Annotated in this window: 10 protein-coding genes and 2 pseudogenes; 2 read left to right on the top strand and 10 right to left on the bottom strand. The window is 64.2% G+C overall.

All coding sequences use genetic code 11. The features are described 5' to 3' along the window. Positions 1-55 precede the first annotated feature (55 nt). Positions 56-865 (top strand): annotated as a pseudogene (locus tag ABY44_RS29210) (IS481-like element ISBcen26 family transposase); the annotation flags it as partial. Positions 866-982: 117 nt separating this feature from the next. Then, positions 983-2,131 (top strand): GTP 3',8-cyclase MoaA, encoded by a 1,149-nt coding sequence (gene moaA / locus ABY44_RS29205; protein WP_226212711.1) that lies wholly within the window; start codon positions 983-985, stop codon positions 2,129-2,131. A gap of 156 nt (positions 2,132-2,287) precedes the next feature. On the opposite strand, the pseudogene ABY44_RS29200 reads toward moaA, so the two are convergent. From ABY44_RS29200 to ABY44_RS29155, 10 genes and pseudogenes are all read right to left on the bottom strand, one after another. Next, positions 2,288-2,884 (bottom strand): annotated as a pseudogene (locus tag ABY44_RS29200) (MFS transporter); the annotation flags it as partial. Between the two features lie 125 nt (positions 2,885-3,009). Beyond that, the gene (locus tag ABY44_RS29195) at positions 3,010-4,290 is read right to left on the bottom strand and encodes an MFS transporter (protein WP_226212710.1); all 1,281 of its coding nucleotides are present in this window, start codon (positions 4,288-4,290) and stop codon (positions 3,010-3,012) included. A gap of 13 nt (positions 4,291-4,303) precedes the next feature. Beyond that, positions 4,304-5,092, bottom strand: coding sequence for a peptidylprolyl isomerase (locus ABY44_RS29190; protein WP_226212709.1), 789 nt, complete (start codon positions 5,090-5,092; stop codon positions 4,304-4,306). Between the two features lie 9 nt (positions 5,093-5,101). Continuing rightward, entirely contained in the window at positions 5,102-5,785 is a 684-nt protein-coding gene (gene narI, locus ABY44_RS29185) for a respiratory nitrate reductase subunit gamma (protein WP_431642896.1), read from the bottom strand. A gap of 24 nt (positions 5,786-5,809) precedes the next feature. Beyond that, complete coding sequence (gene narJ / locus ABY44_RS29180; RefSeq protein WP_431642894.1) at positions 5,810-6,505, bottom strand: nitrate reductase molybdenum cofactor assembly chaperone; 696 nt, start codon at positions 6,503-6,505, stop codon at positions 5,810-5,812. Then, positions 6,502-8,031: a nitrate reductase subunit beta gene (gene narH / locus ABY44_RS29175; protein WP_226212706.1), complete on the bottom strand. Its 1,530-nt coding sequence runs from the start codon at positions 8,029-8,031 to the stop codon at positions 6,502-6,504. The genes narJ and narH overlap by 4 nt, the downstream gene beginning before the upstream one ends. Next, positions 8,028-11,795, bottom strand: a complete 3,768-nt coding sequence (locus ABY44_RS29170) for a nitrate reductase subunit alpha (protein WP_431642892.1) — start codon at positions 11,793-11,795, stop codon at positions 8,028-8,030. The genes narH and ABY44_RS29170 overlap by 4 nt, the downstream gene beginning before the upstream one ends. 1,143 nt (positions 11,796-12,938) lie before the next feature. Further along, positions 12,939-13,451, bottom strand: coding sequence for a TniQ family protein (locus ABY44_RS29165; protein ID WP_080465451.1), 513 nt, complete (start codon positions 13,449-13,451; stop codon positions 12,939-12,941). Further along, positions 13,444-14,313 carry a TniB family NTP-binding protein gene (locus ABY44_RS29160; RefSeq protein ID WP_112751254.1) on the bottom strand — a complete coding sequence of 290 codons (870 nt, stop codon included), beginning with the start codon at positions 14,311-14,313 and terminating at the stop codon, positions 13,444-13,446. Before ABY44_RS29160 ends, ABY44_RS29165 begins: the two co-directional genes overlap by 8 nt. Positions 14,314-14,322: 9 nt before the next feature. Continuing rightward, positions 14,323-15,657: Mu transposase C-terminal domain-containing protein (locus tag ABY44_RS29155; protein ID WP_431642890.1), on the bottom strand; the 1,335-nt coding region annotated here is incomplete at its 5' end.

Here is a 15,657-nt window from a genome sequence, read left to right as displayed (position 1 = left end):
TGCCCCGCTTAAGGTCACCTAACCGGAAAAGCGCACGGGAATCAAAGCCCCCCCACGCTACCTAGCCGGCGGTGCGGTTGCGCTGGCTGACGCTTCTTCTCGACCGGCTCGCTCTCCACGCGCCATCGCCCCGTCGACTGCCTTACTGATCGTGGAATTGCGCCAGCAGCGCTTGCTGCAACGTCAGATCGCTCGACAGGTGGGAGTGTCGGCCTCGACCGTCAGTCGGGTGCTGGTGCGTGCCGGACTATCTCGGTTGAGCGACCTGCAACCGCGTGAACCGGTTCAGCGCTACGAGCACAAGGCGCCGGGCGATTTGCTGCACATCGACATCAAGAAGCTTGGCCGTATCGCGCGTCCTGGCCATCGTGTCACCGGCAATCGGCGCGATACAGTGGACGGCGTTGGCTGGGAGTACCTGTTCGTCGCAGTGGACGATCACGCCCGGATTGCCTACACGGCAATGCATCCAGACGAGACGAAACGCAGTGCCGTGCAGTTCCTGCGCGATGCAGTGGCTTGGTACGCCGGACTCGGCGTGCGTGTGCATCGCTTGCTAACCGACAACGGTTCGGCGTTTCGCTCACACGAGTTTGCGCGAGCCTGTCAGGAACTGGGTATCCGGCACAAATTTACGCGGGCGTATCGTCCGCAGACCAACGGCAAGGCCGAACGCTTCATCCAGTCAGCATTACGCGAATGGGCCTACGCATGGACATACCAGAGCTCGGCCCATCGCATCGAAGCCTTGGCGAGTTGGCAGCACCACTACAACTGGCATCGTGCCCATAGCGCCATCGGCGGCGTTGCGCCGATGGCCAGACTTCCCGCGTCGAGAAACAACCTCTTGACGCTTCACAGCTAGCCTGCACATGTCGCACCGCCTTGCCGCGATTAGCGCGAAATTGCGCATCTGCCCGTATCATCACACGAACGCGCGCCCCGACTACGCATACCGTCGCCAACGCGTCATCTGCCGGCCATGCACGTGGCCGCTCTTCCACCCTACCTTACCCGGGCAGACGAACCGATCGTGAATTCCATCGCACCCGCCCTGCCGATCGACATCGCGTCCTACCGCAATGCACCGGCAGACGCCCCGTCCTTAGACACGCTCGCGCGCCCATTGCGCGATCTGCGGCTGTCCGTCATCGATCAATGCAATTTCCGCTGCACTTACTGCATGCCGCGCGCAAACTTCGGCGCCGACTACGCATTCTTGCCGTCGTCGCAGTGGCTGCCATTCGAGCAGATGATCAAAATCGCACGTGCATTCACGTCGCTCGGCGTCGAGAAGATCCGCATCACGGGAGGCGAGCCGTTGCTGCGGCGCGGGCTCGAATCGTTGATCGAGTCGCTCGCGGCATTGCCGGCCTTGAACGGCCAGCCAGTCGAAATCGCACTCACGACCAACGGCTCGCTGCTCGCCGCGAAAGCGCGCTCGCTTCGCGATGCGGGCCTCGGTCGCGTGACGGTCAGCCTCGATGCCGTCGACGACGCGATCTTCGGCCGCATGAGCGACGCCAGCGTGCCCGTTTCGCGCATACTCGCCGGCATCGAAGCCGCGCAGGCGGCCGGGCTCGCACCGGTCAAGGTCAACGCGGTAATCGAGCGCGGCGTCAACGATAGCCAGATATTACCGCTGGTTCGCCAGTTCCGGCATACGGGCGTGGCCGTGCGCTTCATCGAATACATGGACGTCGGCGGCGCGCGCTTCTGGTCGGGTGACAAGGTGCTGACCGCGATACAAATGCGCGAGATCATCGAATCGGCCTATCCGCTAATGCCGGTCGGCGACGGAGATCCCGCGGGAACCGCGATCCGCTATCGCCACGCCGACGGCGCCGGCGAAGTCGGGTTCGTCGCCAGCATGTCGCATCCATTCTGCGGCGCGTGCACGCGGGCGCGCGTGTCCGCCGACGGGAAGCTGTACACGTGCCTGTTCGCGACCGACGGCACGGATCTCCGCCCGTGGCTCGCCGATACGACGCCCGTCGAGCAACTGGCTGCCGCGGTACGCCGCCGCTGGCTGCACCGCGACGACCGGTACTCGGAACTTCGAGCCGCCCTCGGCGCGCGGCGGCCGGGAAAAGGCTATCCGACCGTGCGCATGTCGCTCGTCGGCGGTTGATAGGTGGCGCGGCCAAGAAATACGACACGCGACGCTTCCCAAACAACAAGATCACAAAGACAACCGACGATACGCATGCCGGACCACCGGACGAGCCGCTGCGATCCGTATCGCCGCCAAACTCGCTCTAGATCCGGTCCGGAAAACCAAGCGGATCAGCGACAGAGTGACGTAGCCGCCGAGTACGACGACGTAATATTGCGAGTAACGCAACACCCGCCGGTCCTTCAGTACGGCCATCTGGCTGCTGAAGCTTTGCGCCACGGCCGCTCGATGGGAACGGTCGGAAACCGACACGAGCCAGAAGCCGACGACCGTGAGCAGAATCTCCACCGAATAGACCTTGGGCACGATGGTCCATATGCCTGCCGCCACCATCAGCACCGGCGCGACGAAATTATTGAGCGCGGCGCCCGAGTTGCCGGCGCCGAATATGCCCATCGCAAAACCTTGGCGCGCCTTCGGAAGCCAGCGGGCAACATAGGGCGTGCCCACCGAAAACGAAGCCCTCGCGATACCGAAAAACAGGCCTAGGACGAGGAGCTGCAAGAGCGCCGTCGCGTACGAAATGAGCCGGATCGGCACGATCGTGCAGAGAAAGACGATGTGGCCGCCATACCGGTCGGTCCAGATGCCGAGCGGCACGCTGGCGAGCGAGTCCGTCAGCACCGGCATGGCCGTAATCAGTTCGAACTACGTGTCTATCAGTTGCAACTGCTGCTTGAGCGGAATGCCGAGAATCGCAAACGTCATCCGGACCGCGAACGCAAAGGTGCTGGCGCCGAATGCACGCGACGCCCTCACATGAATTGCTAACGAATTAGGTCACCCCAATCGCAACGGGTCCGGAAGCACGCCGCGTGATGCAATCACGCGGCTCAACCCCAATGCGAGCCCTCGGCAACCGGAATCCGTTTGACTTCAGAAAAATAAATTAGGATCAGCGACACCCACACGATCCCGTACAGGAACATGAAGCAGGTCGTGCGCACGCGCAGCAGGTCGAGCAGCACGCCGAACAGGATCGGCAGCAGGAAGCCGCCGAGCCCGCCCGCGAGGCCGACGATGCCCGTGACGACGCCCATGTTGTCCGCGAAATCGTCGGCGACGTACTTGAAGGTCGACGCCATCCCGAACGCGAACACCGCGCCGAGCGCGAAGGTCAGCGCGACGAAGCCGGCCACCGGCATCGACATGTTCAGCGTCGCGGTGCCGTCGATCGTGTGGATCACGAAGTCGGTGGCCGGATACGACAGCAGGAACAGCGTGATCCATGCGACCCACAGCCCCCACCACGTGACCGCATGCGCGCCGAAGCGGTCGGACAGCGCGCCGCCGAGCGCGCGCAGCACGGAGCCCGGCAGCGAGAAGCCGGCCGCGAACGCGGACGCCATCACGAGCGACATCCCGTATTCGCTTTTCAGGTACTGCGGAATCCACAGCGACAGCGCGGTGAAGCCGCCGAACGTGATCGAGTAGTACTGGCAGAGCCGCCACACGCGCGGGTCGCGCAGCACCTTGAACGAATCGAGCCACGAACCGCCGCGCTTGCCCGCGCCCGGATCGGGCGCCGACGCGAACCAGAAGATCAGGGCCGTGACGAGCAGCGCGACCGCATACACGCGCGGCACGAAGCGCCAGCCGTACGCATTGAGCAGCAGCGGCGTGACGAACAGGTTGACCGCCGCGCCGCTCGTGCCCGCGCCGAACACGCCCATCGCGAGCCCGCGCCGCTGCGGCGGGAAGAAGCGCGCGACATACGGCGTGCCGACCGCGAACGACGCGCCGACGCAGCCGAGGAACAGCCCGATCAGCAGGAACTGCCAGAGCTGCGTCGCATAGCTGACGATATAGACGGGCACCGCGCACACGACGAGCAGCACCGTCATCACGATGCGGCCGCCGAAGCGGTCGGTCCACGTGCCGAGCGGCAGACGCATCAGCGCGCCGGTCAGCACGGGTGTCGCCGTGAGCATCCCGAACTCCGTGCTGTTCAGCCCGAGATCGGTGCGCAACTGCACGCCGAGCACGCCGAACATCATCCACACGACGAAACACACCATGAACGCGAGCGTGCTCGCGGCCAGCACCGACCACGCGCGCAGCGGGATGGCCGGCACGTTCGCGACCGACCCGGCGTTACCTTGTTGAGTTGCCATATGCAAAACCCCGTTATTGGACCAGCGGCCCGTTCGCGCCGTCGAATTCGACGCCTTCGACGCGCGCACTGCCCGCGAGAATCGCCACGTACTGCCGCATCGCCCGCTGCCGCACGCGTTCCGACAGATACGCGGCGATCTGCGCGGCGGCTTCGTCGAACGGCACCGCGTCGCCCGGCACGCGGCGCTCGATCCGCACGATGTGGAAGCCGAAGCGCGTGTTGACCAGTTTCGGCAGCACGCCGAGCCCATCGGTATCGAACAGCGCGGCCTCGAATTCCGGCACCGTGTCGCCGCGCAGCAGTTGCCCGAGGCTGCCGCCGATTTCCGCCGACGGGCAGTTCGACGACGCGCGCGCGACCGCTTCGAACGTATCGGGCGCGGCGACCACGTCGGCCAACGCGCTTTCCGCGCGCTGCCGCAGCGGCGCGAGCGGCACGCGGTCCGTCACCGCGAACAGCACATGGCTCGCATAGACGATGTCGTTGCGGCGAAAGCGCGCCGGATACTGCGCGTAGTAGCGCTCGCAATCCGCGCGGTCGGGTTCGGGCACGTGCGTCAGCTCGCGCTCGAGCAACGCGTCGACGGCCGCGTCGTCGAGCGGCGCGCGTTCGTCGAGCAGCGCGAGCGATACCGCGCGCTGCCGCAGCAGCTCGCGCACCGCGAGCGAACGCCGTGCCGCATCGATCGGATCGAGTGCGTCGCCGTGATGCGCAGCCGCCTCAGCCGCGATTGCGTCGTCGTCGATCGCGACACCGTTGATGCTCAATGCGACCGGCGCGTCGGAGAGAACGTCGTTCATGCGGCCTCCTCAGCGCTTGCGCACGAGCTGGTACGGGCGGATCAGGTACGCGACCGACGCGATCCCGCTCCAGATATGCACCATCCGCGTGAACGGCGACACGAGGAAAATCGTGAAGCCGAGCAGGATATGCAGCCGGTACGTGAGCGGCACGCCGACGAGCAGGCTCGCGATGTCCGGCCGGAACGTGACGACGCCCTTCACGTAGTCGGTGAGCTGTTCGAACATCGCGCCGTCCATGTGCCGCGTCGACAGCACGACGGTGCCGAGCCCGAGCGCGAGCTGCACCCACAGCATCAGCACGATCAGGATGTCCGACTTGCGGCTGTTGCGGCGGATGCGCGGGTCGCCGAGACGCCGCCAGATCAGGAGCGTCAGCCCGATGATCGCCGCGACGCCGGCGGCACCGCCCGCGACCATCGCGACGAGCTGGTGCCCGGACGCCGACAGGAACGGCGACACGAGCCAGTGCGGCGCGAGGAAGCCGCCGAAGTGCCCGAGCACGACGACGAGCACGCCCCAGTGGAACAGGATACTGCCGAGCCGCAGCATGCCGTGGCGCAGCAGCTGCGACGAATCGCTCTTCCACGTGTACTGCTCGCGGTCGAAGCGGATCAGGCTGCCGACCAGCAGCACGGCGAGGCAGATGTACGGGTAGATCCCGAACAGGAACTGATGCAGAGTGTCGTTCATGTGTTTCCCCAGTTGGGCCCGCGCTTAAGCGCCGCGGGCGGGCCGCTTGTCGTGGAATTGAACCGTCTGCTCGGCGGGTGTCGCGGCGCCGACGAAGCGCACGGCCTCGTCCGCATACGACGCATCGAGCGCGCGGTAATCGTCGGCACTCGGCCGCTCGGCGGCCACGTCGTCGGTGGCGGCATCCGGCGCGTCGACCGGCGCGAGGCCGGCCATCGGCAGCAGCGCGCCGACGACGAAGCTGTAATGGCTGCCGCGCTGCGCGAGCGCGCCGGCCAGCGCGCGCAGGATCTCGCCGGTTTCGGCGAGCAGCTTGCGTGCGTCGGGCGCTGGCAGCCGCGACAGGTATTCGAGGAACACGGGCAGGTAGTCGGGCAGCTCGCCCCGGTTCAGGAACAGCCCGTGCCGCTCGTACATCTGCAGCAGGTCGACCATCGCCTGCCCGCGGTCGCGCGATTCGCCGTGCACGTGCTCGAACAGGTACAGCGATGTCGCGCGGCCGCGGTCGAACAACCCGACATAGTTCTCCTGCAGCGTGAGCAAATCGCGCTCGCGCACGTAGCCAAAGAACCGGTCGAGGCCCGCGCGCACCGTTTTCGGCAAACGCGCACCGTCGCGCAGATGCGCTTCGATCGAATCGAGCGCGGCGACGAGCGTATCGTCGGGATAGTCGAGCAGCGCCGCGAGCGCCGCATAAGTTGGATCGGTTGCGGTGCTCATCGCGAGGCCTCGTGAATCGGAATCGTCTTCGTGCCCTTCTTCGTGCTGAACAGGCTCGCTTCGGAACGACCGTCCGAACAGCCGTTGCCGAACGAGAAGCCGCACGATGCACGCAGGTCGTACGCGTTCTCCGCATACTCGCGGTGCGTCGTCGGGATCACGAAACGATCCTCGTAGTTCGCGATCGCGAGGTAGCGATACATTTCCTCGACCTGCGCGAGCGACAGCCCGACCTGGTCGAGCACGCCGCGCGCATCGACGCCGTCCACGTGACGCGCACGCATGAACGCGCGCATCGCGAGCAGCCGCTCGAGCGCGAGCTTCACGGGCGCCTCGTCGCCGGCCGTCAGCAGGTTCGCGAGATAACGCAGCGGAATGCGCAGCGATTCGACGTCCGGCAGGTAGCCGTTCATCCCGAGCGCGCCGCTGTTCGCGGCCGCGTTGATCGGCGACAGCGGCGGCACGTACCACACCATCGGCAGCGTCCGGTATTCCGGATGCAGCGGGAACGCGATCTTCCAGTCGATCGCCATCTTGTAGGCCGGCGAACGCCGCGCGGCGTCGAGCCACGCGGCCGGCACGCCGTCGCGTTCGGCCTGCGCGATCACGGCCGGGTCTTCCGGGTCGAGGAACAGCGACAGCTGCGATTCGTACAGGTCCTTTTCGTTCTCCGCGCTGGCCGCTTCGCTGATCCGGTCGGCGTCGTACAGCAGCACGCCGAGATAACGAATGCGGCCCACGCAGGTTTCCGAGCACACGGTCGGCTGGCCGGCCTCGATGCGCGGATAGCAGAAGATGCACTTCTCGGCCTTGCCGCTCTGCCAGTTGTAGTAGATCTTCTTGTACGGGCATCCCGACACGCACATGCGCCAGCCGCGGCACTTGTCCTGGTCGATCAGCACGATGCCGTCTTCCTCGCGCTTGTAGATCGAGCCCGACGGGCACGCCGCGACGCACGCCGGGTTCAGACAGTGCTCGCACAGGCGCGGCAGGTACATCATGAAGGTGTTCTCGAACTGCCCGTAGATGTCCTTCTGCACCGATTCGAAGTTGTAGTCCTTCGCGCGCTTCTCGAATTCGCCGCCGAGGATTTCCTCCCAGTTCGGCCCCCACTCGATCTTCTCGAGCCGCTGGCCGCTGATGAGCGAGCGCGGCCGCGCGACCGGCATCGCGCGCGTGTTGCCGGCTTCCTGCAGATGCGCATAGTCGAACGTAAACGGCTCGTAGTAGTCATCGATCTCGGGCAGGTGCGGGTTCGCGAAGATCTGCGCGAGCAGTCGCCACTTACCGCCGAGGCGCGGCTCGATCTTGCCGTCCGCGCGCCGCTGCCAGCCGCCGCGCCAGCGGTCCTGGTTCTCCCAGTCCTTCGGGTAGCCGATGCCCGGTTTCGTCTCGACGTTGTTGAACCACGCGTACTCCATCCCCTCGCGGCTCGTCCATACGTTCTTGCAGGTCACCGAGCAGGTATGGCACCCGATGCACTTGTCGAGGTTCAGCACCATCGCGATCTGTGCGCGTACCTTCATGACGTTTCTCCTACCCGTGCCTGCGTTGTCGGGTCGACCGCGGTTTCTTCACCATCGAGCCAGTCGATCTTGTTCATCCTGCGCACGATCAGGAACTCGTCGCGATTCGAGCCGACCGTGCCGTAGTAGTTGAAACCGTATGCGAACTGCGCGTAGCCGCCGATCATGTGCGTCGGCTTCAGCGCGATGCGCGTGACCGAGTTGTGGATGCCGCCGCGCGTGCCGGTGATCTCGGAGCCCGGCGTGTTCACGATCTTCTCCTGCGCGTGGTACATCATCACCATCCCGGACGGAATCCGCTGGCTGACGACGGCCCGTGCGCACAATGCGCCGTTCGAGTTGTAGCACTCGATCCAGTCGTTGTCGGCCACGCCGATCGCCTTCGCGTCGTCCTCCGACATCCACACGATCGGGCCGCCGCGCGACAGCGTCAGCATCAGCAGGTTGTCCGTGTACGTGCTGTGGATCCCCCACTTCTGGTGCGGTGTCAGGAAGTTCAGCACGCGCTCGGGATTGCCGTTCGAGCGCTTGCCGACCATATGCGCATAGCTGCCCGTATCCACCGGCGGCTTGTACGCGCACAGCGATTCGCCGAACGCGCGCATCCATGCGTGATCCTGGTAAAGCTGCTGGCGGCCGGTCATCGTGCGCCACGGCACCAGTTCGTGCACGTTCACGTAGCCGGCGTTGTACGACACGTGCTCGGATTCGATCCCGCTCCACGTCGGCGACGAGATGATCTTGCGCGGCTGCGCCTGGATGTCGCGGAAGCGGATCTTCTCGTCCGCGCGCGCGGCGGCCAGGTGCGTATGGTCGATGCCGGTGATGCCGGACAATGCGCGCCACGCCTTCACCGCCACTTCGCCGTTGGTCTCCGGCGCGAGCGCGAGGATCACCTCGGCCGCGTCGAGCGCCGTATCGATGCGCGGGCGCCCTTGCGCGACGCCGTCGGCCACCTTGTAGTTGAGCTCGCCGAGCAGCTTCACTTCGTCCTTCGTGTCCCAGCCGATGCCCTTGCCGCCGTTGCCGAGCTTGTCCATCAGCGGCCCGAGCGACGTGAAGCGCGCATAGGTGTTCGGATAATCGCGCTCGACGACGGTCACGGCCGGCATCGTGCGGCCCGGCACCGGCTCGCATTCGCCGCGCTTCCAGTCCTGCACGTCGAACGGCTGCGCGAGTTCGCCCGGCGTGTCATGCGCGATCGGCGCGAGCACGACGTCGCGCTCGACGCCGAGGTGCCCGTCGCACAGCTCGGAGAAACGCTTCGCGATCCCCTTGAAGATCTCCCAGTCGCTCTTCGATTCCCACGCGGGATCGACTGCCGCCGACAGCGGATGGATGAACGGGTGCATGTCGGACGTGTTCATGTCGTCCTTCTCGTACCACGTCGCGGTCGGCAGCACGACGTCCGAATACATGCAGGTGGTCGACATCCGGAAGTCGAGCGTCACGAGCAGGTCGAGCTTGCCGCGCGGCGCCTCGTCATGCCACGTCACTTCCTCGGGGCGCGTGCCGCCCGTCGCGCCGAGATCCTCGCCCTGCACGCCGTTGGTCGTGCCCAGCAGGTGCTTCAGGAAATACTCGTGCCCCTTGCCCGACGAGCCGAGCAGGTTCGAGCGCCACACGAACAGGTTGCGCGGGAAGTTGCCGGGCGCATCGGGATCCTCGCTCGCCATCGTCAGCGCGCCCGATTTCAATTGCCGCGCGATATCGGTGCCGGCGTGCGCCGGATCGGCAAGCGCCGCGCCGACCTTCAGCGGATTCACCGCGAGCTGCGGCGCGGACGGCAGCCAGCCCATCCGTTCCGCGCGCACGTTGTAGTCGATCGGCGCGCCGTGGAACTGCGACTTGTCCGCGAGCGGCGACAGCAGCGTGGCCGGGTCCATCGGGTCGTAGCGCCACTGGTCGGTATGCGCGTAGAAGAACGACGTCGCGTTCATCTGGCGCGGCGGGCGGTTCCAGTCGAGCGCGAACGCAAGCGCGGTCCAGCCCGTCTGCGGCCGCAGCTTCTCCTGGCCCACGTAGTGCGACCAGCCGCCGCCCGGCTTGCCGATACAACCGCACATGATCAGCATATTGATGATCGCGCGGTACGACATGTCCATGTGGAACCAGTGGTTGATCCCCGCGCCGATGATCACCATCGACTTGCCCTGCGTCTTGTGCGCGTTCTCCGCGAACTGCCGCGCCACCGCGATCACGTCCGCGCGCTTCACGCCGGTGATCGCCTCCTGCCAGGCAGGCGTGTACGGCAGGTCGTCGTCGTAGCTCGCGGCCACGTCGCGGCCGCCGAGGCCCTGGTCGAGCCCGTAGTTCGCGACGAACAGGTCGTAGACGGTCGCGACCAGCATGTCGCCGTCACGCGTCGCAATGCGTCGCACGCCGATCCGGCGCGACAGTTCGGAAGCATGCTGCGTCGAGTTGAAGTGCGCGTGCGGCTGGTTGCCGAAGTATGGGAACAGCACGTCGACCACGTCGTCGTGCGCGTCCGTGCACGACAGCCGCGGCGACAGCGCCGCGCCCTTCGACGTCTCGCCGCGCAGGTTCCACTTGCCCTTGTCGGCGTCGTTCTGCTGCCCCCAGCGGAAACCCACCGAGCCGACCGGCACGACGAACTCGCCGGTCGCGTCGTCGATCATCACGGTCTTCCAGTCGGGGTGCGCGGCCTCGTCGAGCGCGTCGTCGAAGTCGGACGCGCGCACCAGGCGCTCGGGCACGTAGCCGTCGCCGTGCGGCACGAGGCGCACGAGGCACGGCATGTCGGTATAACGCTTGCAGTAGTCGGTGAAGTAGTCGCTCTTCCCCGCCAGATGGAACTCTTTGAGGATCACATGGCCCATCGCGAGCGCGAGCGCCGCGTCGGTGCCCTGCTTCGGGTGCAGCCACAGGTCGCCGAACTTCGCGCCTTCCGCGTAGTCGGGGAACACCGACACGACCTTGGTGCCGCGATAACGCGCCTCGACGAGGAAGTGCGCGTCCGGCGTGCGCGTCTGCGGGACATTGGAGCCCCACATCATGATGAACGTCGAGTTGTACCAGTCGGCCGATTCCGGCACGTCGGTCTGCTCGCCCCACGTCTGCGGCGACGCGGGCGGCAGGTCGCAGTACCAGTCGTAGAAGCTCAGGCACACGCCGCCGATCAGCGACAGGTAGCGGGAACCTGCCGCATACGACACCATCGACATCGCCGGAATCGGCGAGAAGCCGACCACGCGATCGGGGCCATGCCGCTCCACCGTGTGCACGTTGGCCGCCGCGACGATCTCGTTGACCTCGTCCCAGCTCGCGCGCACGAAGCCGCCGAGCCCGCGCCGGCTCTGGTACGCATGCCGCGCTGCGTCGTCGTCGACGATCGAACGCCAGGCTTCGACGGGGCCGAGCGTACGCCGGCGTTCGCGCCACAGCTTGACGAGCGCGCTGCGCACGAGCGGATGCTTGAGGCGGTTCGCGCTATATAGATACCAGGAGTACGAAGCGCCGCGCGAGCAGCCGCGCGGCTCGTGGTTCGGCATGTCGGGACGCGTGCGCGGATAGTCGGTCTGCTGGGTTTCCCACGTGACGATCCCGCCTTTCACGTAGACCTTCCACGAGCACGAACCCGTGCAGTTCACGCCATGGGTCGAGCGGACGATCTTGTCGTGCTGCCAGCGCATCCGGTAGCCGTCTTCCCATTTTCGGTCTTCGTCCGTGACGGCGCCGTGCCCGTCGGAAAAGCGTGGCCGCGTGGTGGAGAAGTAACGCAATCTGTCCAGGAAATGGCTCATGGGGATCTCGTTTTTCCGGTCTTTTGGTAGACCCTGATTATTTAAGGAGGTGAAATACCGGTTGTAAAGGACGACCGACCGTCGGCCGACACGCATTGAGCCACAGGTCAGTCGTATTGTGATCCGAATTCTTATGTCACGACTTGATACAAATCACGACACGACACCCTGTGCGCGAGAGCGGAAAGCGGTTGGCACGCCGACATTCGCTTTGTCACCTCGTAACCTCGCACATAAAAACTGCGCTTTCATGACATCGTATTTTCATGTTCCGCGCCTCGTCATGCCGAGCGGCGTCAATTTCGCGTCGTCATCCGCGACGACGCGTCTCGACGCCCCGTTACTATCTTCATGCCCCGATAATCGGGGCTTTGGCCAGCTAGGCCCGGCATGATTCTTGCTGCCAGTCGCAGTCCTTATAGGGGGGGGTTGTCACCGGGCCTGGTGTGTGGCTGGTGATCGCTGATAGGGGTTTGGCCGGGATATCCCGATGCCGTCCGTAACGTGGATGCCGAGACTTGCCACTTTTTTTTGCAGGCCATCCCGTTTACTCTGCACAAACTGCGTGAGCGGCCAAACCAGAGCGTAGCAAAACAGCCTGTCGTGAGCGATCGTGCGGCGCTACATATCCAATAGGGACAATGGCCGGGAAACGGATCACTGCGGTGCAGGGCTCATGCATGTTGCCGAGCCAGTTGTACAGTCTCACTTCCGGACCGCCTCATGCCGCCGCTTGCGGCGAGTCTTTTCGGTCGTCGTGACGCTGACGAAATAGCACCGAGCACACCAGTGGCCACGTCGAATCGTATTCGGTGTGGCAAACCATCGATGGCCCTGGGCACATTCCCACTCGAGTCTGGTTGCGCTGTTCACATAGGTCGCCGAGACACACTTCCCACCGCGCTCGACCGCGATCCTGTTCATCAGCTCAAGCCCAAGCTTGACCGCGTCGCGGCTGCACACGGGGCACCAATGCCCCCGAACGATTGCTGCTGGGGCAGCCTCCCAGCGATGGCCGTGTGCGCATTCCCATTTCAGTCGCGTCGCCGCGTTTCGGTATGTTTCGGATAAGCACCAACTGTAGGAGTTCACAATCAATGCTAGCCGTGCCCAAAGGAGTGCTAGCGATGTTCACTAATATTGCTAGCGTAGTGTTTTACTCAGCCTAAGCGGTGGGCATCGATATCGTGATATCGCCCGCAGCGCGGCGTCGAAATTCGGAGCTCTGGCGAAAATCGATTGCGGAACAGTCTCGAGCAGGCTGTGGTGCACCCGGCAGTAGTCGGCTGACGGATCGAGCCACTCCCTCTTCCACCGTGACGCAGTGACATCGGCGTCGTTCAGAACAAGACATCTGAAGCAATACACCAAGTACTTCTGATCGAAGACCCACTCATGCGGCGTCTGGATCATGCTCAGAATACCGTCGTTGAGCCGCGCTGCGCGAGATAGACGGCTCAGGGTTGGGGAGGGAACTGGGGGAAAGAGGATCCAGCCGGCCTTGGTCAGGCTAGGCATCGCTACGCCTGTGCCCGATTCCCAGATCAAGTCTACGCTCGTCTGATACCGCGCCGCGATGCGACCCAACCAGCTACCAAACGCCTCTTCCAGGAAGGGGCGAGGTGCGATGGGCCACGGTCTGTGGGTTTCAGACATGCGCGCGGGCAACTCGTTCAAGGTGGGCGATATCGATGCACTCGTCATCGTTCCTGATCGCCAACTCTGCTGCTTCGTTGAGGATCGTAGATATGGCGCCAGTCAGCCCTCCGCTTATCTCGAGAACGAGCTGGACAATCTCACGTCGCGACAGATTCGATGGTTTTCGTAGCGGCAAGACTTTCTCGAACGCAGCCATGAGCCTGCGAAGACTTTCACTTTCCCTCCACCTTGGGATCTCGAATGGTCTGTAGCGGCTGATCATCTGTGAATCGGTCTGAAGCCCTAGAACGGCATCGCGCGTACCGACAAGGACCATGCTAATCTGCAGGTCGTTGGCGAGGTATTTTAGAAGGTTCAAAGAGGCGCGTTGCTCACGGTACGTTCCGGCGAGCAGGTGATGAACCTCGTCTACGATTAGCATCTGCGGCGACATCCGCCGCAAGATGTCGCGAGCGAGCCGCTCGAGTGTGGCAAGCCCCGCGGCGGGGTTATGTGGCGCACCGAGCTCAAAGAGCAAGGCGGCGTAAAAGCGGTGCTGATCGGGGGTGGGAGGCATCTGTACGCTCACGACCGGACACCGCTCTACCCCGGTTCTCTCGTCGAACTCGCTGGGGTGCGCTCGCCTGAACTTGGCCGTTATCTTGGTTTTCCCGATGTTCGAGTCGCCGTGCAGCAGAAGACACGGCATGCGCTCACGTCTCGGCGTGTCATAGAGCCGCTGCAGTAGCTGCAAGGCTTCAGTCGCTCGGGGATAGTCGATCCACCGGTCACGTAGTAGACCCTTTATGCGATCCTCTTTTCCGAGTAGGACCTGATCTCTTGCTGCGGGTAGCAGATGCGCGAAATCACCTTGCTTCATGCTGGCCCCCTACCACTGTTCAACGTCATACGCGGTAACTGGTGCGTCGTAGTTCACCTGCTCGACCTGCCGCTGTTCAGTGAGTGAAAGATCTTCGATGCTGCTCTTCGGAACCAAACCGCCAGCTTGACGTGCCATGCGGCGTCGCGCTCGAGTAGCGCGCTGGGAAGTGACGACCAGTTGTCGCTGCTGCTCAACAGTCTCGAATATCTCCCTCTCCGATACTGCCCGTTGTCCCCTAGCCCGGATAGCTCGCAAAGCTGCCCGCTGTTCGAACAGCGAGATGGGAGGCCGACGCAAGTCCGCGTATCGCACTTCAACTAAACTGCCTCTGCCAGCGCTTACGAAGATGCGCGAGAGATCTTCTGGGTGATAGCGGATCGTCACGGACCGGCGTGTTTCCCGCCATGCCGCGAACAAGGGATGCCAATAGCGGATCAGGAAGAGCTTGAGGCCGTCCCGCTGAATGGTCCGGGATGCGACTGGCAGGAACCGGATCAGAAACTTCAGTTCGGCATCCGGTTGAGCTGGCAAGCATCGTGAATCCGCTGCTCGCCATGTTTCCTGCCACTTTTGCGCGGGCTGAAGTCCCAACAAACCGCGGTGGGGGCTGCAGTGATAACGCCTGCCGATCTCGACAGCCAGCCACTGCTCGAACTGCTTCAACGTAAGTGAGGCTGTCTTTTCGGCCTGGCGCGCCTTGCGCCCTTTGACTGACGATCCAGTCGAACCAGGGAGGCCACGCACGCGCTCCATCAAGGTCCTGTTCAGCCGCTCGATGTGGCCACCAAAGTGCGGCTTGCCCACCGGTCGGTACATCAGTTCAATGCCGTACTCGCGGCATCCACTGCGAAGGGCACGGCTTTTGAATTCGGCCGCGTTATCAAGATGCAGCGTTCGAGGGATACCGTGCATCGGCCAGTCAGCCTCGACGCCTAGTCTTTCGAGCCACGGCTCTTTCCGCAGAACTACGCGCGAGAGGAGCAAGCTTACCGTCGCAGCCCCCGGCCTCTCCATTGCGACATAAAAGCCAAGCACACATCTCGTAGCAACGTCGAGAGCCACAGACAGCCACGGTCGACCGATAATCTGTCCGTCCAGTTCGCTAACGAGCAGGATGTCCGCTTGCGTGTGATCAACCTGCACGATATCTAACGGATGTCGGACCTGGAATGTGCCAGGGGCAACTGCAGCGTTCGGGAGGGCAGCTCGTGCCAAAGCATCCTGCTCGCGATAGGAGAGCCACCGTCGAGCTATTGTTGACCTGCTTGGAGGCGATAGACCTGCAACGCTGCAGCGACGTTTCACCTCAAGTACAAGATCAGTTGCAGGATGCGCAAGGTG

It is taken from the genome of Burkholderia sp. ZZQ-2, from assembly GCF_050768715.1.
Taxonomy (GTDB): domain Bacteria; phylum Pseudomonadota; class Gammaproteobacteria; order Burkholderiales; family Burkholderiaceae; genus Burkholderia; species Burkholderia cepacia.
This window is presented reverse-complemented; position numbering and strand designations above follow the sequence as displayed.